The 18,875-nt window shown below is 68.6% G+C and carries 17 protein-coding genes and 1 pseudogene; 11 read left to right on the plus strand and 7 right to left on the minus strand.

Annotated features, from left to right (window positions below):
• The 5 genes and pseudogenes from AB0I10_RS29245 to AB0I10_RS29265 all read right to left on the minus strand — a co-directional run.
• A pseudogene (locus AB0I10_RS29245) lies at nt 1–119 on the minus strand (urease accessory protein UreG); the annotation flags it as partial.
• Between the two features lie 85 nt (nt 120–204).
• Nucleotides 205–879: an urease accessory UreF family protein gene (locus tag AB0I10_RS29250; RefSeq protein WP_363155656.1), complete on the minus strand. Its 675-nt coding sequence runs from the start codon at nt 877–879 to the stop codon at nt 205–207.
• A gap of 207 nt (nt 880–1,086) precedes the next feature.
• On the minus strand, nt 1,087–3,030 hold the full coding sequence (locus AB0I10_RS29255) for an urease subunit alpha (RefSeq protein ID WP_363155657.1): 1,944 nt from the start codon (nt 3,028–3,030) through the stop codon (nt 1,087–1,089).
• Nucleotides 3,023–3,769, minus strand: a complete 747-nt coding sequence (locus tag AB0I10_RS29260; protein WP_363155658.1) for an urease subunit gamma — start codon at nt 3,767–3,769, stop codon at nt 3,023–3,025. Before AB0I10_RS29260 ends, AB0I10_RS29255 begins: the two co-directional genes overlap by 8 nt.
• 582 nt (nt 3,770–4,351) lie before the next feature.
• Nucleotides 4,352–4,924, minus strand: a complete 573-nt coding sequence (locus AB0I10_RS29265) for a YceI family protein (RefSeq protein ID WP_363155659.1) — start codon at nt 4,922–4,924, stop codon at nt 4,352–4,354.
• A 232-nt stretch (nt 4,925–5,156) separates the two neighbouring features.
• Here AB0I10_RS29265 and AB0I10_RS29270 point away from each other — a divergent pair, with 232 nt between their 5' ends.
• Together AB0I10_RS29270 and AB0I10_RS29275 are read left to right on the plus strand one after the other, a co-directional pair.
• A complete protein-coding gene (locus AB0I10_RS29270; protein ID WP_363155660.1) occupies nt 5,157–5,960 on the plus strand; it encodes a protein phosphatase 2C domain-containing protein in 804 nt (267 codons plus the stop codon).
• Nucleotides 5,961–6,129: 169 nt separating this feature from the next.
• A complete protein-coding gene (locus AB0I10_RS29275) occupies nt 6,130–6,876 on the plus strand; it encodes a class I SAM-dependent methyltransferase (RefSeq protein ID WP_363155661.1) in 747 nt (248 codons plus the stop codon).
• 82 nt (nt 6,877–6,958) lie between these two features.
• Here AB0I10_RS29275 and AB0I10_RS29280 read toward each other — a convergent pair whose 3' ends face one another.
• Complete coding sequence (locus AB0I10_RS29280) at nt 6,959–7,885, minus strand: LysR family transcriptional regulator (protein WP_363155662.1); 927 nt, start codon at nt 7,883–7,885, stop codon at nt 6,959–6,961.
• A gap of 138 nt (nt 7,886–8,023) precedes the next feature.
• On the opposite strand from AB0I10_RS29280, the gene AB0I10_RS29285 reads away from it, so the two are divergent.
• The 9 genes from AB0I10_RS29285 to AB0I10_RS29325 all read left to right on the plus strand — a co-directional run bounded on the left by AB0I10_RS29285 (nt 8,024) and on the right by AB0I10_RS29325 (nt 18,027).
• Nucleotides 8,024–9,268: an MFS transporter gene (locus tag AB0I10_RS29285; protein WP_363155663.1), complete on the plus strand. Its 1,245-nt coding sequence runs from the start codon at nt 8,024–8,026 to the stop codon at nt 9,266–9,268.
• 279 nt (nt 9,269–9,547) lie between these two features.
• Nucleotides 9,548–11,257, plus strand: coding sequence for a histidine kinase (locus AB0I10_RS29290; protein WP_363155685.1), 1,710 nt, complete (start codon nt 9,548–9,550; stop codon nt 11,255–11,257).
• A 93-nt stretch (nt 11,258–11,350) separates the two neighbouring features.
• The gene (locus AB0I10_RS29295; RefSeq protein ID WP_363155664.1) at nt 11,351–12,004 is read left to right on the plus strand and encodes a response regulator transcription factor; all 654 of its coding nucleotides are present in this window, start codon (nt 11,351–11,353) and stop codon (nt 12,002–12,004) included.
• A 228-nt stretch (nt 12,005–12,232) separates the two neighbouring features.
• Nucleotides 12,233–13,801 carry an alpha/beta hydrolase gene (locus AB0I10_RS29300; protein ID WP_363155665.1) on the plus strand — a complete coding sequence of 523 codons (1,569 nt, stop codon included), beginning with the start codon at nt 12,233–12,235 and terminating at the stop codon, nt 13,799–13,801.
• Between the two features lie 253 nt (nt 13,802–14,054).
• On the plus strand, nt 14,055–14,264 hold the full coding sequence (locus AB0I10_RS29305) for a hypothetical protein (protein ID WP_363155666.1): 210 nt from the start codon (nt 14,055–14,057) through the stop codon (nt 14,262–14,264).
• A 146-nt stretch (nt 14,265–14,410) separates the two neighbouring features.
• Complete coding sequence (locus AB0I10_RS29310; RefSeq protein ID WP_363155667.1) at nt 14,411–14,587, plus strand: hypothetical protein; 177 nt, start codon at nt 14,411–14,413, stop codon at nt 14,585–14,587.
• Nucleotides 14,588–14,660: 73 nt separating this feature from the next.
• Nucleotides 14,661–15,341, plus strand: a complete 681-nt coding sequence (locus AB0I10_RS29315; protein WP_363155668.1) for a nucleotidyltransferase family protein — start codon at nt 14,661–14,663, stop codon at nt 15,339–15,341.
• Nucleotides 15,342–15,392: 51 nt separating this feature from the next.
• Nucleotides 15,393–16,763, plus strand: a complete 1,371-nt coding sequence (locus AB0I10_RS29320; protein WP_363155669.1) for a SidA/IucD/PvdA family monooxygenase — start codon at nt 15,393–15,395, stop codon at nt 16,761–16,763.
• A 418-nt stretch (nt 16,764–17,181) separates the two neighbouring features.
• A complete protein-coding gene (locus tag AB0I10_RS29325; RefSeq protein ID WP_363155670.1) occupies nt 17,182–18,027 on the plus strand; it encodes an ABC transporter substrate-binding protein in 846 nt (281 codons plus the stop codon).
• On the opposite strand, the gene AB0I10_RS29330 is transcribed toward AB0I10_RS29325, so the two are convergent.
• Nucleotides 18,020–18,778 (minus strand): TetR/AcrR family transcriptional regulator, encoded by a 759-nt coding sequence (locus AB0I10_RS29330; protein ID WP_363155671.1) that lies wholly within the window; start codon nt 18,776–18,778, stop codon nt 18,020–18,022. The genes AB0I10_RS29325 and AB0I10_RS29330 overlap by 8 nt on opposite strands.
• Nucleotides 18,779–18,875: the final 97 nt, after the last annotated feature.

Consider the following 18,875-nt stretch of genomic DNA (forward strand, 5'->3'; position numbering starts at 1 on the left):
GTGCCGACCGGTCCGCCGAGGCCGATGCGCAGGGCGCGACGGGTGCCGTCCGCGCGTACGGGGCCGGCGGCGCTGTAGGTGTGACGCTCGGGGAACGTCTCTCCATGGTCAAGGTGCATAAAGACTCCAGTCCTGCGTGATGTTTCGCGGTCGAGGGTCGAGGGTCGAGGGTCGAGGGTCGTGGTCTTGTTCTTGGTGGTGGTGTCAGGAGGCGAAGAGGCGTACCGGCCAGGCGGCGTGCTGCTGTGCGGTGATGTCCAGCAGCGGTGCGGAGGCGGCGGGCAGCGCGTCGAGCCCCTCTTCGGGGATGCGTTCTGCGGCTGCGGACGCTGCGGCGGCGGTCTGGTCGAGTTCGGCGGCGAGGCGGGCGAGGACCGCGGTGGCGTCGAACGGGTCCAGGCTCAGCAGCCGGACCACCGCCGTGGCCGGCCCGCTGACCGACTCGTACGCCGCCGCATGCGCGGCATCCAGCGGCGCCAGTCCGGCCGACCGCGCGGCCAGACCCAGCACCACCGGCTGGTGCGCGCCCCGCGGCCGGGCCGCAGCCAGCGCATCCAGCTCGGCCGACGGCCAGGTGGCGCGAGCAGCCCGCATCATTTGCCGCCCCAGCTTGCGGGCAGTGGCCCGCAGTGCCAGTGCCGGAGTGCGGGCGTCAGCGGCCTCGTCCAGCGCCAGCGGATCGTGTCCCGCGGCGGCCGCGGCGGCCAGCGCCGCCGCGACCAGACCCACGGTGTGCAGCCGCCCCCGGCAGAAGTCCTCCAACGAGTCCGCATCCTTGATACGACCGGCGGCCACGGCCGGTTCGGCGCCGCCGGAGTGTGCGTGTCCTCCGGCGGGGAACCGGCCATCGGCCAGAACGAACAGCGCGGCGCGGCTCATCTTTCGCAGGTCACCTTTCGTCACTCATTTTTCGAAGTTCACCTTTCGCGGCTCGCCTTCTGTCTCACTCAGCGGCCCTGTTTCGAGGCGGCGTAGGCGGCAGAGTCCCGGGAGTCCGGAGAGTCCTGGGAGCTCGGAGAGTCCTCGGCGCCCGCAGAGGTCTCGGAGCGCGCAGAGATCTCCGAGACCTTGCAGATCTCCGAGACCTCAGAAGAGGAAGTACCGCTGAGCCATGGGGAGTTCACGGGGATAGTTCCGCTCGACGAGCTTGCCTTCGACGCGCGCCGACACGTCCTCCACCTTCGCGCCCCCGGCGATCACCTCGAAGGTGTCGGGGTCGATCTCGACATCGGGGGTGGCGTTGTTCTCCTTCATGTCCGCCTTGCAGATGTGACGCGTGCTGGTGATGGCCTTGAACTGCTTGCCCAGCGCGAGCCGTTCGGGCAACTTCTTGTCGATGGCCCGCTGGGTGACGAAGTTGAACGAGATGGAGCGAGGCGCAAGGCCCGTGGCGCCCCACACGGCGCGGGGCAGGACCGGCTGCGGGGTGGGGATGGACGCATTGGCATCGCCCACCTGCGCGTACGCGATCTGCCCGCCCTTGATCACCTGGTGCGGCTTGACCCCGAAGAACTTCGGCTCCCACAGCACCAGGTCGGCGAGCTTGCCGACCTCCACGGAACCGACCACCGCGTCGATGCCCTGGGCGATCGCCGGGTTGACGGTGTACTTCGCGACGTACCGCCGGGCACGACGGTTGTCGGCGCCCTTGCCACCTGTCGGCCGCTCACCCTCCGGCAGCCTGTCACCCTCCGGCCGCTCAGGCTCCAGAAAGCCCCGCCGCAGCTTCATGACGTGCGCCGTCTGCCAGGTGCGCATGATCATCTCGCCGATGCGGCCCATGGCCTGGGCGTCGGAGGACATGATCGAGATGGCTCCGAGGTCGTGCAGGACGTCCTCGGCGGCCATCGTGGAGGGCCGGATGCGGGAGTCCGCGAAGGCCAGGTCCTCCTCGATCTTCGGGTTGAGGTGATGGCAGACCATCACCATGTCGAAGTGCTCCTTGACCGTGTTGACGGTCAGCGGCCGGGTGGGATTGGTGGAGGCGGGCAGTACGTTGTCCTCGCTCACCATCTTGATCATGTCGGGGGCGTGGCCGCCGCCCGCACCCTCCACGTGGAAGACGTGGACGGAGCGGCCGCCGATGGCCGCGATGGTGTCGTCGACGAAGCCCGCCTCGTTCAACGAGTCGGCGTGCAGGGCGACTTGGACATCGATCCCCTTCTCCTCGCAGACGTCCAGACACTGCTTGAGGACAGCCGGCGTGGCACCCCAGTCTTCGTGGATCTTGAAGCCGATGACACCGGCGTCCACCTGGTTGTACAGGGACTCCTTGGACATGGTGGCGCCCTTGCCGAGCAGCCCGATGTTGACCGGGAAGGCGTCCAGCGCCTCGAAGGTCCTGGCGATATGCCAGGAGCCGGGTGTGACGGTGGTGGCGGTACTGCCCTCCGCCGGCCCCGTACCGCCGCCGATGAGCGTGGTGACACCCGCGGACAGCGCCTCGACGACCTGCTCGGGGCAGATGAAGTGGACGTGTGTGTCGACCCCGCCGGCGGTGAGGATTTTGCCGTTGCCCGCGATGACCTCTGTCTCGGGACCGATGACGAAATCCGTGGGCTTCGGGCCGACGCCGTTGTGCTCGGGGGCCTCCGTGGTGTGGAGGGGGTTCATGGTCTCGTCGTTGTACGCCTTGCCGAGTGCGGTGATGTAGCCGTCGCGGATGGCGATATCGGCCTTGACGACGCCCCAGTGGTCCAGGATGACGGCGCCGGTGATCACGGTGTCGGGGGGCTCGACGACGTCGCCGTCGGAGTCGGCGGACTTGTCGGTGCCGCTCGGCTCGCGCGGCGCGATGGACTGCCCCATCGACTCACGGATCACCTTCCCGCCGCCGAAGACCATCTCGTTCCCGCTGCGCCCGGGACCACCGGCCCAGTCGTCCTCGATCTCGATCCGCAGCTCTGTGTCGGCGAGGCGGATGCGGTCACGGGTCGTCGGGCCGAACCGGTCCGCGTACTGGGCGCGGGTCAGGGGGTCGGACGGCTTGGGAGGCTCAGGGCAGCACTCAGCCGGGCGGCACTCAGTCATCGAGATCGCCCCCGACCCCGGGGTTGTCGAGTGAGCCGTCGATTTTCTCGGGCAACCCATCGATCCTGCCGCGCAGACCGTGGACCAAGCGCTTGCCCTCGATGGGCACGAGCTCGACGTCTTCGGGCATGTTGGGCTCGAAGCGTACGGAGCTGCCGGCGGGCACATGGAGGCGCTTGCCCCAGGCGGCCTTACGTCCGGACTCCGGATCGGAGTCGGCCTCGACGCCGGGGCATTCGAACTTCAGAGCGGAGTTGGCCTCGGCGAAGTGGTAGTGGGAACCGACCTGGATGGGACGGTCGGTCGGGTTGGTGACGCGCAGGCGGGTGACCTCGCTCTCGCTGAAGTGAGCATTGAAGGGCACGAACTCGTCGGCCGGCTTCGTCGAGTAGTCCACCTTCCCAGGGGAGACGAGAGGCTTTTCGTCCTCGCCCGCTTCCGGGAAGGGATCGTGGATGGTGACCAGCTTCGTGCCGTCGGGGAACGTGGCCTCCACCTGCACGTTCTTGATCATCTCGGGGACGCCCTCCATGGCCTCCTCCCGGGTCAGTAACTTCCGCCCGGAAGACATGAGGTCGGCGACGGTGCGGCCGTCCCGGGCCCCTTCGAGAACATGCACGGTCAACAGCGCCACCGCCTCGGGGTAGTTGAGCCGCACACCTCGGGCTCTGCGCTTCTCGGCGACGTCCGCCGCCAAATGAATCATCAGACGCTCTTGCTCATGTGGAGTCAGATGCATGGTCTCTACCCTGCGTTCGCCTTACCCCAGGGCTTGTGCGCTGGGGCTCTTGCCGCCGGGGCTCCGGCCATGCGCCATCAGCAGTCCGGGTGCAGAGACAGCCAGACTGCTGCGGACGAGACAGCGCCGAAGCGGACGCAGCCGGCCATCGGTCGTATGCCGGCAGTCCTACGATTCATTCCGGGCGGGAGCGACACCCGCCGTCCAGGTGACGGGCACGGTCTCGCCCGCACCACCACTACTTCGTTTCCCCCGCTTCAGTGCCCCCCCGTTGGTTGCGCCCCCGGCCCCAGCCGTGATCACGGTCGAGATCCGCTTCCAAAACTCCCCCTGAGTCACCCTGTGACAAACGAGCATCTTCGGCCATGTTCTGCGCCTCGCTCGCGTCGCGAAGGCGTCGCACTGTCGTGCCACAACCGGGAACTTCATCGGGCGAGGAGGAGGACAACGCCGAGCGCTGCAGAGTCCGCGCACGTGTTGAGCGCACCCCGCCCGCATGAGGTGTGTCGACGCTCTCACGAGACGACGTGAAGGGACGCTGCCGTCGTCAAGCCGTAGCCGTCCTAGCCGCCGCAGCCGTGCTCAGGCCGCCGTTTCACCGGCCTCCAGGACAGCCTCGACGTCGACCATGACATCGACCATGGCGCTGACGACCACGCCGCCGCGGTCGACCACGTCGTTCCAACTCACTCCGAAGTCATGGCGGTTGATGCGCGTCGTGGCGGAGAAGCCGGCACGTCGCCGGATGCCGAGGTCCCGGCCGTCCTCCCACCACGGGGTGTCCCACTGCCCCAGATATGTGACGTCGAAGGTGACGGAACGGGTTTCTCCACGCACTGTGAGATCTCCGGTGACCTCGAACTCGGTTCCGCTCACCTGCTGAATGCGCGACCCGACGAACGTCCACGTCGGGTGGTGCTCGACATCGAAGAAATCGGCACTGCGCAGGTGGGCGTCGCGCTCGGGCTGACCCGTGTACACCTGGGTCGCGTCGATCGTCGCCTCGACGCGGGCGCTCTCCGGCTCGTCGGGATCGACCTCCAGCAAGCCGTGCACGTTCTTCAACTGGCCGCGCACATAGGCGACCATCATGTGCCTGGCGCGGAACTCCGCGCCGGTATGGCCGGGCTCGAAGAACCATTTGGTCGTGACCATGGCAGCTCCCCTGGCGCCTAGCCCCCTTCAGTCAGGATAGGGCGCCAGCGGGCCATGGGCCTGTGGGCGAGAACGTGCGGCCGGCAGGCCAAGCCCGGGGCAGCGCCGACGGTACCCGTCTCGTCACCGACGGTAGGTGGGGCCGCTGCCAAGTCCTTCACTGCCCTGGCCGGCGAGCCAAAAACAGATATGACAAGATCCGCAGCTAATGACTGAGACTGCAGGCTGCGTCTTGTGTGGCGGAACGATTGCCCCCGATGGTTATTGCTGGGATTGCGGTGAGGCGCAGCCGGCTTTCCGCTCGTATATGGAGATCACGACGGACAGCGGTGCGGCAGGAGTCAGCGACCGCGGCAAGCGGCGCGGCATCAACGCGGACGCCATGGCCTTGACCGTGGTCGGTAGGTGGACGATCGGTGTTGTCTGCGACGGGGTATCCATGTCGCCCCGAGCGGAGCGAGCCGCTCAAGTCGCCGCCGAGGTCGGTGTGGCGGCCCTGGCAGCGCAACTCCAGGCGGGCGTCCTGCCGGAAGTCGCGCTCAGCGAAGCCGCCATCCGTGCGGGTCGCGCGGTTGCCGCCCTGGCCGCGTCGGTGGATGCGGCACCGGCCTGCACGTATGTCGCGGGCATCGCCGGTCCGGAAGGCATGTGGAGTGCCTGGATCGGCGACAGCCGCGCCTACTGGCTGCCCGACGAGGGGCCGGGGATGGCCCTGACCGAGGACGACACGGGTGAGCACGAGGTCCTTGCCGCATGGCTTGGAGCCGACGCCGACGAACCGACACCGCGTATTCGCAGCTACCGACCACCGCGATCGGGCCGTCTACTGCTGTGCACCGATGGGCTGTGGCGCTATCTGCCCGATGTCGATGGTCTGCGGGCCGTGATGTCCCGTCGCCGAAGCGCAGCATCGTTCACCGGCGACGTTCTGGAAGAAGCGCGGTCACTGGTCGGATGCGCCCTCGACGCCGGCGGGCACGACAACATCACTGCACTGCTCATCCCTGTCACAGCAGGTGTTCCGACATCAGACTGAGGGAATCTGCGGGCATGCAGCGCGTTGCGGGGCCTCATCTCATTTCCGATCGGACGGCTCGCTAAATGCGTGGTGGTGCAGGGAACTTCGGCGCTAAGGTCCGGCCCGGGCACGCGAGCTTTCGTCAGGCTTGGCCAAGCGATTCGGCTGATCATGAGAGGGGCGTTCCGTGGAGGGATTCGATCCCAAGACGAGCTTCGGATATGAGGTGTCCCAGCGGTACGACGACGATCCACGCGGTGATGAGGCCGAGACCGTCGGGTTCCTGGCCAGGCTTGCAGGGCGGCAGAACGCCCTGGAACTCGCAGTGGGCACCGGCCGGGTCGCGCTCCCCCTCATGCGGGCGGGGGTACGGGTGGACGGGATCGAGCTGTCGCAAGACATGGTCGATCGGATGCGTGAGAAACCAGGTGGCGATCAAGTCGACGTGACCATGGGCGACATGTCCCGCGTCGCCACCGGCCGTACCTACGGGCTGGCCTACCTGGTCTTCAACACGATCGGCAACCTGCTCACCCAAGAAGAGCAGGTCCGATGCTTCCAGAACGCCGCCAACCATCTCACCGACGACGGCGTGTTCGTCGTCGAATGCCGCATCCCCACTGCGCCCTCACGCCCCGGCCATCAGTACCTCGACACCGAGCAGGTCGGCCTCGAACACGTCGACCTCGATGCCGGCCAGTACGACCCACTGACCCAGGTCCTCGACCTGAACCACATCCGCATCAGCAGCGGGGGTATCAGGTTCTCGCCCATCAGGCTACGCCTGGCCCACCCGCCCGAGTTCGACCTCATGGCCCGCATCGCTGGACTCCAGCTACGCGAACGGTGGGGCGGGTGGAACGGCGAGCCGTACACCGCCGCAAGTTGGCGCCACATCAGCGTCTACGAACGCGCAGACAGCACTGATTCTTAGGCAGTTCTGCCCCGGCACATGGTGCTGCGACTGTCGCGGCTCATGACACTGTTGCCGCCGGCTGACGCGGTGGTGTCCGTCGCTATGCCCATTTCGGTGTCCAGGTCTCGGCGTCGCCATGGTCGGGCCGTTTGGAGCCGAGGTGGTCGCGGAGTGTGGTGAGCGCGGGGTGCGGGTTGTCGCTGCGCCAGATCAGTGAGTGCGGGTAGACCGGTGTCGGGTCGTGTACGGCGATGCGCCGCAGGTCGTGGTCGGTGGGCCAGACGAAGCGGGTCTGTTCGCCGACGAAGGTCGCCAGCACCGAGGAGTCGGCGATCGTGTCGAGGAGCGGATCGGTGCCGAAGTCGGGGCCGGTCACCTCGATGGTGAGCCGGAACGCGGCGGCGAGTTCGTCGTAGTAGGCGGCCCACTCGGTACCGGCGACGATGCCGGGCATCCAGATCCTGTGCCCTGCGAGCTGCGCGGGTGTGACCGTCCGGGCGGCGGCGAACTCATGGGCCGGTCCGGTGAGGAGCTGGACGGGCTCGTCGAGGACCCGGGCGGCCTCGATGCCGTCGGGGAGCTGTCGCGTGGGCACGGTGACAGCGCGGAAGGACGCGTCGATCGTGCCGGACCGGACGGCGGCGATGGCCGTGTCGGCGTCAAAGAGGGTCACGACGTCGAGTTCGGTCTCGGGATGCACGCGGTGGAAGTCGCGCAGCAGATCTGCCGGCGCGAGCCGCCGGCCGATCACGTCGACGCGCAGCGCGCGACTGCCGGGCTGCACGGAAGCGGCCGCCCGCTCTGCGGCCTGGAGGAGATCTCGGGCGTGCGGCCGGAACACTTGCCCGTCGATGGTGAGCTGGGCGCCGCGTGCGGTGCGGGTGAACAGTCGCACACCGAGTTCCTTCTCCAGCGCGGAGATGCGCTTGGAGACGGCCTGCTGGGTGATCGACAGGTTTGCCGCGGCTTCCTGAAACTGCCCCGCGTCCGCGACGGCGACGAAGGTGCGCACGGCATCGAGATTCACGCCAGCCATCCTAGTTGCACAACAGATGGTTGTGGCTTTCCTTGCCAAGCGGTTGTTTGTCCCGAGACGTTCTGCTCGCTTTGATGTTTCCGGTCAACACGAGGTTGTTCGAGGGCGGCAGTGAGGGGTGTGCGGGGCATGGGGGCTGGGCGGTCCTTGGGGCGGCGGTTCGGGTGGCTGTGGGCGTCGTATGCGGTCAGTACGTTCGGCACGCGGCTCGCGTTCGATGCGTTCCCCTTGATGGCGATCCTTGTGCTGCACGCCGGGCCGACGGAGGTGTCGCTGCTGGCCGCTGCGGGGCTGGCGGTGGGGGCGGCGGTGGCGGTGCCGCTCGGCCCGTGGGTGGAGTTCCGCCGCAAGCGGCCGGTGATGGTGGCGATGGACCTGACGCGGTTCGCGGCGTTGACGAGCGTCCCCGCCGCCTATGCACTCGGTTGGCTCAGCTTCGTCCAGCTCTTGATCGTGTCGGTCATCGTCGCCGCGGCCGACATCGCCTTCAACGCGGCCAGCGGAGCATGCCTGAAGGCACTCGTACGGCCACCGGACCTGCTCGTCGCGAACGGGCGGTTCGAGGGCACGAACTGGACCGCCACGATGCTCGGGCCGCCGCTCGGGACGACCGCGATCGGACTGTTCGGCCCGGTGACGACCGTCATGGCCGATGCGGTCAGCTACCTGCTCTCGGCTGTGGGGATCCGCGCGATCGGCGGCAGCGAGCCGCGTCCCGCGCGAACCGATGCACCACGCCTCCGGGCCGGCGACCTGCTCGAAGGGTGGCGGTACATCCTGACCCACCCAGCGCTGCGCCCGCTGTTCTTCAACACGATCCTGGTCAGCGGCCTGATCATGGCGACCGCGCCGGTCCTCGCCGTCCTCATGCTCGGCCGCCTCGGATTCGCCCCCTGGCAGTACGGCCTCGCCTTCGCGGTGCCCTGCGTCGGCGGACTGATCGGCTCACGGCTGGCCCGCCGACTCGTCGCGCGGTTCGGGCAGCACGAGGTCATGCTCACCGCCGGGGTGCTGCGCGCGTGCTGGCTGCTCGGATTGGCCTTCGTCCGCCCCGGCACCGGCGGGCTCATGCTCGTCATGGCCGTCGAGCTAGGGCTGATCACCTGCATGGGCGTCTTCAACCCGGTGTTCGCCACCTACCGTCTCGACCACACAGCGGCGGACCGAGTCGCCCGCACCTTGTCCGCGTGGTCGGTCACCAGCAAAGCCACCACCGCGGTCATGACCGCGCTGTGGGGCCTGCTGGCCGGCATCACCAGCCCCCGCACCGCGATCGCGATCGCCGGTCTCCTCATCCTGGCCACCCCGCTCCTGCTCCCACGACACGCCCACGCGCCGCACCATGAGCGGGAATCGGCCCGGAGCCACACATGACACACCGCAACTCGCCACTGGACAGTGCCCAGGAGCCGGGCCCGGTCAATCAGCCACTGGGTGTCGGCAGTGCCGGGCCGCTGCGCCGTGGCGACTTTCGTCGTTGGCCATCGAGACCAATGGCCGGTGCGGTGTCCGGCTGAGGGGCCATAACGTGGCCGCGTGACTCGTGTGGAATCTACGGACCCTTCGGCATCGGCTCGCCAGGCGCTGGCGGCGAAGCTGCGTTCGGTGCCCCGGCGGCTGGCCGCCCCGGGCAGGACTCTCTTCGCCCCCGGGATGTGGCCTCCCCGGCGCATCGTGGGCGAATCGCTACTGAGCGTGGTGCTCGGGCTGCTGGCGGCGGGATTCGAGGCCCTGGGCCACGGCGGCACCGTGCAGTGCGTCGCCGTCGGGCTGGCCGCCGGGCTGTTGTCAGCGATGCGCCGGGCGCTGCCTGCGACGGTGCTGCTGGTGACCGCCGTCGGGTGCGCCGTGCTCACAGGATTCGCCCCGCTGGTCCTCGTCGTTGCCTGGTCGGCCGGGCGGCGGATCGACGGGGTCGGCAAGGCGACCGGCACCTTCGCCCTCGCATACGCCCTCACCCTCGGCCTGGCCGTCGTGCAGGAACTGCCTCGCTTCTCACTGTCGCTCGTGGTCCTGGGCGCCTTGGGGCTGCTGGTCGCGATCATCGTCCCTGGCCTCGCCGGCCGCTACTGGTCGCAGCGCCGCACGCTGACCGACACCCTCCAGGAGTACAACACCCAGCTGCTGCGCGAACGCGCGATGATCGCCGGTCAGGCCCGGATGCGCGAGCGCCAGCGCATCGCACAGGACATGCACGACAGCCTCGGCCATCAGCTGGCGCTGATCTCGGTGCACACCGGCGCGCTGGAGGTGGACCGCGAGCTGACCGGACGGCAGCGGGAGGCCGTGGGTGTGTTGCGCGAGGCGTCGGTGGCCGCGATGCACGAGCTGCGCGAGGTGGTGGGGTTGCTGCGGGACGGTACGCAGGCACCCGGCCATGGGGGCGCCTCCCGAGCCCTGGAGGCGATGGGGGAGGGGGACGCCAAGGTGCCGTCGCGAGGGGCGGCCGGTATCGAGGGCCTGGTGGAGGCGTCCCGGAGCGCGGGTACGGCCGTGGAGCTGCGGTGCTCCGGCGAGCCGCGTCCGCTCTCCCCGACCGCCGATCACGCGGCGTACCGCGTGGCTCAGGAGGGCCTGACCAACGCCCACAAGCACGCCCCGGGCGCCTCGATCACCATCGAGCTGCGGTACGAGCCGGACTCGCTGGTCGTGGAGGTCGCCAACGGTCCCGTACCAGAGACCGCGGACACTGGCCGCAGCGTGGTGAGCGGCGGTCAGGGGCTGACCGGGCTCGGGGAGCGGACCCGGCTCATCGGCGGGATGGTGCACGCGGGCCCGACGGCGGACGGCGGATTCCGGCTGGCGGGCGTGCTGCCGTACACCTCGCCCGAGGGCGGTGCCCCGAGCCCCTCGCTCGGTGACGCGACGACGACGTTTGTTGATCCAACAGGCGACTTTCGGCAGCAGACTTCGGCGGGCTACCTCGGCGAGGGTGATCCGGTCATCGACTGGAACGGTCTGCCGAAGGAGCTGGCCAAGGCAATGAGCACGAACAAGAGGAGCAGCGGCGTAGCCGTTGGCTGTGGGGTGGCGGCACTGGTCGCCCTGCTGCTGGTGATCGCCGCGGCCGTCGGGGGGATCTTTCTCGTGGGCGAGTCGGAAAAGGCCATGATCGAGCCGAAGCAGTACAACGCGGTGAAGGTGGGCCAGTCCGAGGCGGAGGTCCGCGACAAGCTGCCCCACGGGGAATCGTTCCTGACCGAAGGCCTCGACAAGGGGGCCCCGCCCGAGCCCAAGGGAGCGAAGTGCCTCAGCCTGAATTCCACTGAGTCAGGCAGCAGCTGGGACAAGGATCCTGTCTTCCGGTTCTGCTTCAAGGACGGCAAGCTGATCGAGAAGAAGTCCTTCGAGGTCACGAGCTGAGCAGGACCGGCGCCGATGTCGGGGCGGGCGACTTGATCGGGGATGATGGCGAGTGGCCGCAGGTATGACCGTCCAAGACCGCGCAGGAGAGTCGTGATCAGGGTTCTCGTCACGGATGACGAGCCGCTCATTCGGGCGGGCATCAGGATGATTCTCTCCTCTGCCGATGACATCGACGTCGTCGCGGAGGCGGCCAACGGCCGTGAGGCGGTCGAACTGGCCCGTGCCCAGCGGGTGGATGTCGTGCTGCTGGACATCCAGATGCCGGTCATGGACGGGCTGACGGCCCTGGCCGAACTACGCCGGGCCGTGCCCGACTCGCGGGTGCTGATCCTGACGACGTTCGGGGAGCAGCAGAACGTGCTGCGAGCCCTGACCGGGGGCAGCGCCGGCTTTCTGCTCAAGGACTCGGCGCCCGCGGAGCTCATGCGCGCGGTACGGGCTGCCGCGGCCGGAGACGCGTACTTGTCGCCGGGCGCCACCCGCCATGTGGTGGACTCGCTGGCGTCCGGCCAGTCCGCGCACCGCGCCGAGCAGGCCCGCCGTCGGCTGGAGACGCTGACGGACCGCGAGCTGGAAGTCCTGGCCCTGTTGGGCGAGGGGCTGTCCAACGCGGATGCCGGTCAGCGGATCCATATGAGCGAGGCCACGGTCAAGACGTATGTGAGCCGGATCCTGGCCAAGCTGGGATGCGAGAACCGGGTGCAGGCCGCACTACTGGCACGGGACGCCGGCCTGGGGACCTGACCACAGCACCCGATGACGTTGACGGAGAGTCCGCCGCGGGCGGCTCCTCGTCTGTGACCTTCATGTCGGCTGCGTTTGGTTGCGGCGCCGACCTGGTTTGACGCTCATTCAGCCGACGGGCGGAAGTCGGTGCGGCCCGGCAGTACTTGGGCGTCCACCCTGCCCTGCTTCCACTTTGCTCCGGCTGTCGAAGGTTCACCTGAAAGCCACACAACTCTAGGAATGGCCATGTCTGGATTTCTTACTCTTCGCACCACCTCGCTGGTCTCCGCCTCCCTGGTGCTCGCCCTCGGCGCCACCGCTTGCACCGGCGACAAGGACGACACCGGCCGCGAAGCGCCCTCCCCGTCGGCGGCCACCGGCCTGCCCGCCTCGCTCGCCTCCCAGAAGCTCAACTGGCAGCCCTGCCCGGCACCGTCCACTGCCCAGGGCGGCGGAGGCAAGGCGCCCGGCAAGCTGCCGGACGGCACGATATGGGAGTGCGCGTCCCTGAAGGCGCCCCTGGATTACGCCAAGCCCGCCGGCGACACCATCGACCTCGCGATGATCCGCGCCAAGGCCAAGACCAAGGACGGCGGCAAGCGGAGCGGCTCGCTGGTCTTCAACTTCGGCGGCCCGGGGGCGTCGGGTGTCGCCACCTTGCCGGACTACGGCCCGGCCCAATCCCTGCGCTCGCGATACGACCTGGTCAGCTTCGACCCGCGGGGCGTCGGCAACAGCGCGGGCGTGAAGTGCCTCAGCGACAAGGAGTCGGACGAGCAGCGCGCTCAGAACCTCGACCTGGCCGGGGTGGCCGATCAGAGTAAGAAGACCGCGGCGGCCTGCGAGAAGAAATCCGGGAAGGTGCTGCCGCACGTAGGAACCGAAAGTGCCGCCCGCGACATGGATCTGATGCGCCAGGTCCTGGGCGATGCCAAGCTCAACTACTTCGGGATCTCCTACGGAACCGAACTGGGCGGTGTTTACGCCCACTTGTTCCCGAAGAACGTGGGCCGCACCGTCCTGGACGCCGTGGTCGACCCGACGAAGGACTCCATTGAGGGGTCCCTGGGTCAGGCGAAGGGCTTCCAGTTGGCGCTGGACAACTACCTGGCGGACTGCGTCAAGACGCCCGGAACCTGCCCGTACCAGAGCCCCGAGGACGGGCGCCGGCGGGTCGCCGACCTGCTGGCGAAGGCCGGCAAGCAGCCGCTGCCGACCAAGAGCGGGCGCAAGCTCACCCAGGAGCAGGCGGTCATCGGCATCGTCGCGATGCTCTACTCCAAGGAGACCTGGCCGATCCTGTCGCTCTCGCTCTCCGAAGCGGAGCAAGGCAGCGGTGACACGCTCCTGGCGCTGGCCGACAGCTACAGCGGACGGGACGACAAGGGCCGCTACAACAACATGCAGGTGGCCAACGTCGCGATCAACTGCGCCGACACCAAGCAGCGCAGCACTCCCGAAGAGGTGGCGGCCAGGCTGCCGGAGTTCCGCAAGGCGTCGCCGGTCTTCGGTGAGCTGACCGCGAAGGGATTGCTGGGCTGCACCGGCTGGCCGGTCACCGGCAAGAGCGACACCCCGGAAGTCTCGGCACAGGGCGCCGCCCCCATCCTCGTCATCGGAAACGCGGGCGACCCGGCGACTCCCGTCGAGGGCGCGCGGAAGATGGCCGACAAGCTCGGGAAGGGCGTGGGGGTGCTGCTCACCGTCAAGGGCGAGGGCCATGGCACCTATGGCGTCAACCAGTGCGCCACCAAGGCTGTGGACGACCATCTGCTGAACGGCAAGGTCCCGTCGAACGGCACCGTCTGCTCATGACCGCGGCGTAGCACGAAGGGCCCGTTCACCGATCCGGTGATGCTGTTGGTCAGTTCGGGGTCCTGCGTGACGTCTGCCTTCCGCTTCAAGACCTTGTGTGTGCAGCTGTGTGCAGCGCGTGAAGGGTGGGGCGTTTGATCCACCACATCCCACGCGAGCGTGCAATCTGGCGCATGGCGGGAGTCATTCAAGGGGTTCCCGCTGCAGTGCGCCACGCATTGCGACCACCACTAGAAGAAGGACGCTCATCAGCATGAGCAACACCTCCCGCATTGAGACCCGTGAGATAGCCGACGACGACCTCGACAACGTCGCGGGTGGTCTCTCCGTCGGTGGCTCCCTGGAGGGCCTGACCGCCACGTTCGCCCCGGGCCCCAACGGCGTGCCCGTCCTGACCGGCGGCTCCATCAAGTCCCTCAGCGTCACCGTCTCGGACATCCCCCTGGGCCCGATCGGCGGCTGAGACACAGCTTTGGCACGGTGCTCAGCCCACCGGGCCCCGGAACCACCCCGGGCCTTTGGGGGGTGATTCGGGGTTCTGTGTGACGTCGGCCTTCGAGACCTGGTTGTGGTCTTGAAGGCCGACGTTGTCGTTTGCGGTGGCCGACGATGTCTGTGCGGCCGAAGGGGAACCTGGCGGTTCGGGACGGGGCGTCCTCGGTCCAGTGCCACGGACTCGCCGGCAGCGGCGAGTTCCTCCTCGACCTCGCCGACTGCCGTTTCGTACACAGCGTCCGCGAACGCCGCATCAGCGACCACTCGGCCATGACGGCTCTGCTGAGGTGACGGTCTGCCTGCTCCCCGGGCGGGAGCGGGCCCCGCCCGCGCAGGCGTCCCCCGGATATGCGAATCTGGGCCTGTGGCGTTCCTCGACTACCGCGAACTCCGTACCACGATCTCCCAGTACCACGGTCTCACCGGCGCCGAACTGCCCAGGCTCGCGCGGGCCGCGCCCGAGGAGCAGGAGCGGGCGTTCGCGGTACTGGTCCTGCGCAACCCCCAGGTGCGGGCGGTTCTGGAGCGCCTGTCCGTCCTCGACCTGCCGCCGTGGTGCCTGACGGCGGGTGCCCTGTTCCAGACCGTCTGGAACATCGCCGCCGGACGGGCCGATCTCGGTTACGGCATCCGCGACTTCGATGTCTTCTTCCACGATGCCGACGACCTGTCGTACGAGGCCGAGGACCGGATCATCCAGCGGTGCCTGCGGGGCGTGGACGGCCTCGGCATCGAACTGGAGCCACGCAATCAGGCCCGCGTGCATCTGTGGTACGAGCAGAAGTACGGGCGCGGCATCGCTCCTTACCGCAGTCTGGCGGAGTCCCTCGCCTCGTTCGCCTTCACCTGCTGCCCCGTTGCCCTGAACCTGAGTCATGACGGAACGCTGACCACGTACGCCGCGCACGGCTACGCCGACCTGTACCGCGGGGTCCTGCGCCCCAGCCCGACGGGCATCGCCCCGGCCGCCGTGCACCGCGCCAAGGCGGCCGGCTACCGGGCCAAATGGCCCCATCTGATCGAACTGCCCCTGACCGGCACCTGAGAGGACCGGAGTCCGCTCCTCGGGCCGGCCATCCCACCGAAGGACCTGCCTGTGACAGCCGCCGCCGACGAGACCCCACTGGACCTGCTGGGGGTGGGCATCGGCCCGTTCAACCTCTCCCTCGCCGCGCTTGCGGACGGCTTGCCGCAGCTGCGCACCGCCTTCCTCGACCAGCGCCCCGGGTTCCACTGGCACCCGGGCCTCCTGATCGAGGGCTCCACGCTCCAGGTCCCCTTCCTGGCCGATCTGGTGAGCCTGGTCGATCCGACCAGCCAGTGGTCCTTCCTCAACCATCTGCGCACCCGGGGGCGGCTGTTCCCGTTCTATTTCGCCGAGCGCTTTCACGTGCTGCGCGCCGAGTACGATGCCTACTGCCGCTGGGTCAGCGAGGAGCTCGCCTCCTGCCGGTTCGGGCAGCGGGTGGATGAAGTGCGGTGGGACGCCGGGCGGGAGGCGTTCGAAGTGGCCGTCACCCCCCTGAACACCGACGGGGACCCGTCAGGAGCCGGCGGCCACCGCCGCTACGCCCGCAACGTCGTGCTCGGGGTCGGTACCGTGCCCCAGGTGCCCGACGCCCTGCGCCCGCTGGCCGATGACCCGCAGGTGCCTGCCTGGCACTCCGCCGACTACCTGAAACACCGTCACAACATAGTGAGCAAGCCCCATATCACCGTGGTCGGGTCCGGGCAGTCCGGCGCCGAGGTCTTCCTCGACCTGCTGCGCAACCGCCCGCCCGGACAGGAGGGGCTGACCTGGCTGGCCAGGACCCCGGCCTTCGCGCCCATGGAGTACAGCAAGCTGGGCCTTGAGCAGTTCACGCCCGATTACACGCGCTACTTCCGTGGTCTGGCCGAGCCCGTGCGCGACCGCCTCCTGCCGCAGCAGTGGCAGCTGTACAAGGCCGTCAGTGGCGACACCCTCGGTGTGATCCACGAGGAGCTCTACCGGCGCACGCTCGACGGCGGCTGGCCCGATGTCTGCCTGACCCCCGGTGTCACCGTGCGGGCGGCCCGGGTTCGCGACGGACGGATCGAACTCGGTGTCAGCCATGCCCAGCAGGAGACCGAGGCCCGCCTCACCACGGATGCCGTGGTGCTGGCCACCGGTTACGCCGAGCGCCCCCTCGACCCCGTGATCGGCCCGCTGGCGCGGCACGTGTCCCGCGATGCCGCCGGCCGTCCCGAGATCGACGGCTCCCACCGGCTCGTACTGGACGACGGCATCAGCGGTTCCGTGTACGTGCAGAATGCCGAGCGGCACACACACGGCGTCGGTGCCCCGGATCTCGGGCTCGCGGCCTGGCGCAGCGCCGTCATCCTCAACTCCTTGACGGAAAAGGCCTATCCCCTGCCCGAGCGCACGGCGTTCACCACCTTCGGGCTGCGCGGTCCGGCGTACGAGTCCAGTGGGGGCGACGCCTGACGCCCCGGCGGGCCGTGCCGACCGCCCACGCACGACGGCCCCGGTCGCACGCGTCGATCCTCCCAGGAATACCGGTCTGCACCCTCATGATGACTTAGGTTAGCCTCGCCTGAATAAAACGGGAGTCGGCCTGGTGTCATCTCCCTGTGTGTCGGCTGGTGTTGACCGCGCCCGCCCTGAAGGAAAGCGAGGAGCCATGACCGACCCCCGCCGTGCAGCGGACCGTAGGACTCTCCCGGGGGGAGAAGGAGGGCGCAGCATACGGATATCGCGCCGCGGCTTGTTGGCCGCGGGAGGACTGGCGGGAGCGGGCGCACTGTTAACCGCGTGCGGCGCCGATGGCGCGGGGCCGGGCAGAGGCGATGCCGGCGGTTGGAGCTTCAAGGACGACCGAGGGAAGACGGCAAGGGCGGACGCCGTGCCGAAGCGGATCGTCGGGTATGCGGCCGCCGCCGCGGCTCTCCACGACCTCGGTGTCGAGTGCGTGGGCGTCTTCGGGCCCGTCGCTTACAAGGACGGTGCTCCCACGCCGCAGGCCGGATCCCTCGACGTGCGGAAGCTGACGACCGTGAGCAGCACCGTCGGTGGGGACTTCAACGTAGAGAAGTACGCCGCCCTCCAACCCGATCTGCTGGTCAGCAATGTGAACCAGCCGCCGCAGCTGTGGGCCGTCCCCCCGGAGACCTCGGAAAAGATCCAAGGTCTGGCGCCCAGTGTCGGCATCGTCACCGCGAAGGTCTCGGTGTTGCAGTCCATCCGGAGGTACGCGGCGCTCGCCGAGGCGCTCGGCGCCGATCTCCAGGCGAAGAAGGTCGCGGACGCCAAGACGCGCTTCGAGCGGGCCGCGGAGCGACTGCGCCGGGCCGCCAAGGCCAAGAGGGGGCTGAAGGTCCTCGCGGCCGCCGCGCAGCCCGACGCACTGTCTGCCGGAGTGCCCACAGCGTTTCCCGACACCCGCTACTACGCGGAGCTCGGCGTCGAGTTCATCGTTCCCCGCAACCCCGGCAAGGACGGTTTCTGGGAGCCGATGAGCTGGGAGAACGCCAACACCCACGCCGCAGACGTGATCTTCCTCGATGCGCGTCCCAACAATGTGCCCCTGGCCGATCTCCCCCGCCTCAAGCCCACCTGGAACCAGCTGCCGGCGGTCAAGGCGGACCAGGTCGTCCCGTGGAACAACGAGGCGCAATCCAGCTATGCCGGCTACGCCCCGCTGATCGAGAAGCTGGCCGAGGCCGTGGAGAAGGCCAAGAAGGTCACCTGAGCGCACTGCCGGGCGGCAGCGCGCCGTCCAGGATGTGAGTGAGGCCCAGTCGGTAACTGTACTGGGCCTCCAGCTGCCGGGAGTCCCCTGCGACCTTCGCCAGGTGTGGGAAGGCCGTCGGGGACGGTTCGGTGGCGGCGACCTTGGGGTAGTGCGGGGCACGTTCTCCCGTGTCCTGGCTGGGCTCCCGGGGCGGTGTGTGCAGCGTCTGTCCGGCCGTGTAGTACCAGATGGTCTGGTGTGTCCAGAAGGCCTGCTCACGCCCCAGGCCGGAGTCGATGAGCGCGCCGATGATCTCCTCCGTCATCCACACCGCCGAGAGTCCGACGAGTTCTCCGCGTGCGACGACCGGTACCACCCAGGGGTTGTCGACGAAGGCCCGGTGCATCAACTCGCAGACCACGATGATGCGTTCGCGCGGGTTGTCCGGCAGCGGCGGGCGCGGCAGATCCTGCGCGACGTGCTCCAGTACGAGCGTGAGGAGCTCGTCCTTGTCGCGTACGTGGTGGTAGAGCGCCATGGGAGTGCTGCCGAGGACCCGGGACAGACGACGCATCGTCAAGTTCTCCGCGCCCTCGTCGCGCACGATGCGGTACGCCGCTTCGACGATCTGCTCGCGCGACAGTCTCGGCGGACGCCCCCTCTTCCGGCTTCCGGGTGCGTTGGTGTTCAGCGCTCTGCCCTCTTTCCGATTCCCGACGGGTGACTGGTGCAGCCTGCCACAGGGCTTGAGGATGGAGTTTTTATACATGTACAGTAACCATGGTTTCAGGCATCCTCCGGTGATCCCCCGTGCAAGCGCACCGGGGGATGCCTGGACACTCGACCCTGATGTGAAACGAGGTAGG

It is taken from the genome of Streptomyces sp. NPDC050636 (assembly GCF_040654775.1).
GTDB lineage: Bacteria > Actinomycetota > Actinomycetes > Streptomycetales > Streptomycetaceae > Streptomyces.

Excerpts from the sequence above, each read along its gene's own strand:
- AB0I10_RS29285 (WP_363155663.1), top strand. The coding sequence starts at position 8,024 with ATGGGGGCTGGGCGGTCCTTGGGGCGGCGGTTCGGGTGGCTGTGGGCG.
- AB0I10_RS29255 (WP_363155657.1), bottom strand. The coding sequence starts at position 3,030 with ATGACTGAGTGCCGCCCGGCTGAGTGCTGCCCTGAGCCTCCCAAGCCG.
- AB0I10_RS29330 (WP_363155671.1), bottom strand. The coding sequence starts at position 18,778 with ATGTATAAAAACTCCATCCTCAAGCCCTGTGGCAGGCTGCACCAGTCA.
- AB0I10_RS29290 (WP_363155685.1), top strand. The coding sequence starts at position 9,548 with ATGTGGCCTCCCCGGCGCATCGTGGGCGAATCGCTACTGAGCGTGGTG.
- AB0I10_RS29250 (WP_363155656.1), bottom strand. The coding sequence starts at position 879 with ATGAGCCGCGCCGCGCTGTTCGTTCTGGCCGATGGCCGGTTCCCCGCC.
- AB0I10_RS29300 (WP_363155665.1), top strand. The coding sequence starts at position 12,233 with ATGTCTGGATTTCTTACTCTTCGCACCACCTCGCTGGTCTCCGCCTCC.
- AB0I10_RS29310 (WP_363155667.1), top strand. The coding sequence starts at position 14,411 with ATGTCTGTGCGGCCGAAGGGGAACCTGGCGGTTCGGGACGGGGCGTCC.
- AB0I10_RS29265 (WP_363155659.1), bottom strand. The coding sequence starts at position 4,924 with ATGGTCACGACCAAATGGTTCTTCGAGCCCGGCCATACCGGCGCGGAG.
- AB0I10_RS29260 (WP_363155658.1), bottom strand. The coding sequence starts at position 3,769 with ATGCATCTGACTCCACATGAGCAAGAGCGTCTGATGATTCATTTGGCG.
- AB0I10_RS29305 (WP_363155666.1), top strand. The coding sequence starts at position 14,055 with ATGAGCAACACCTCCCGCATTGAGACCCGTGAGATAGCCGACGACGAC.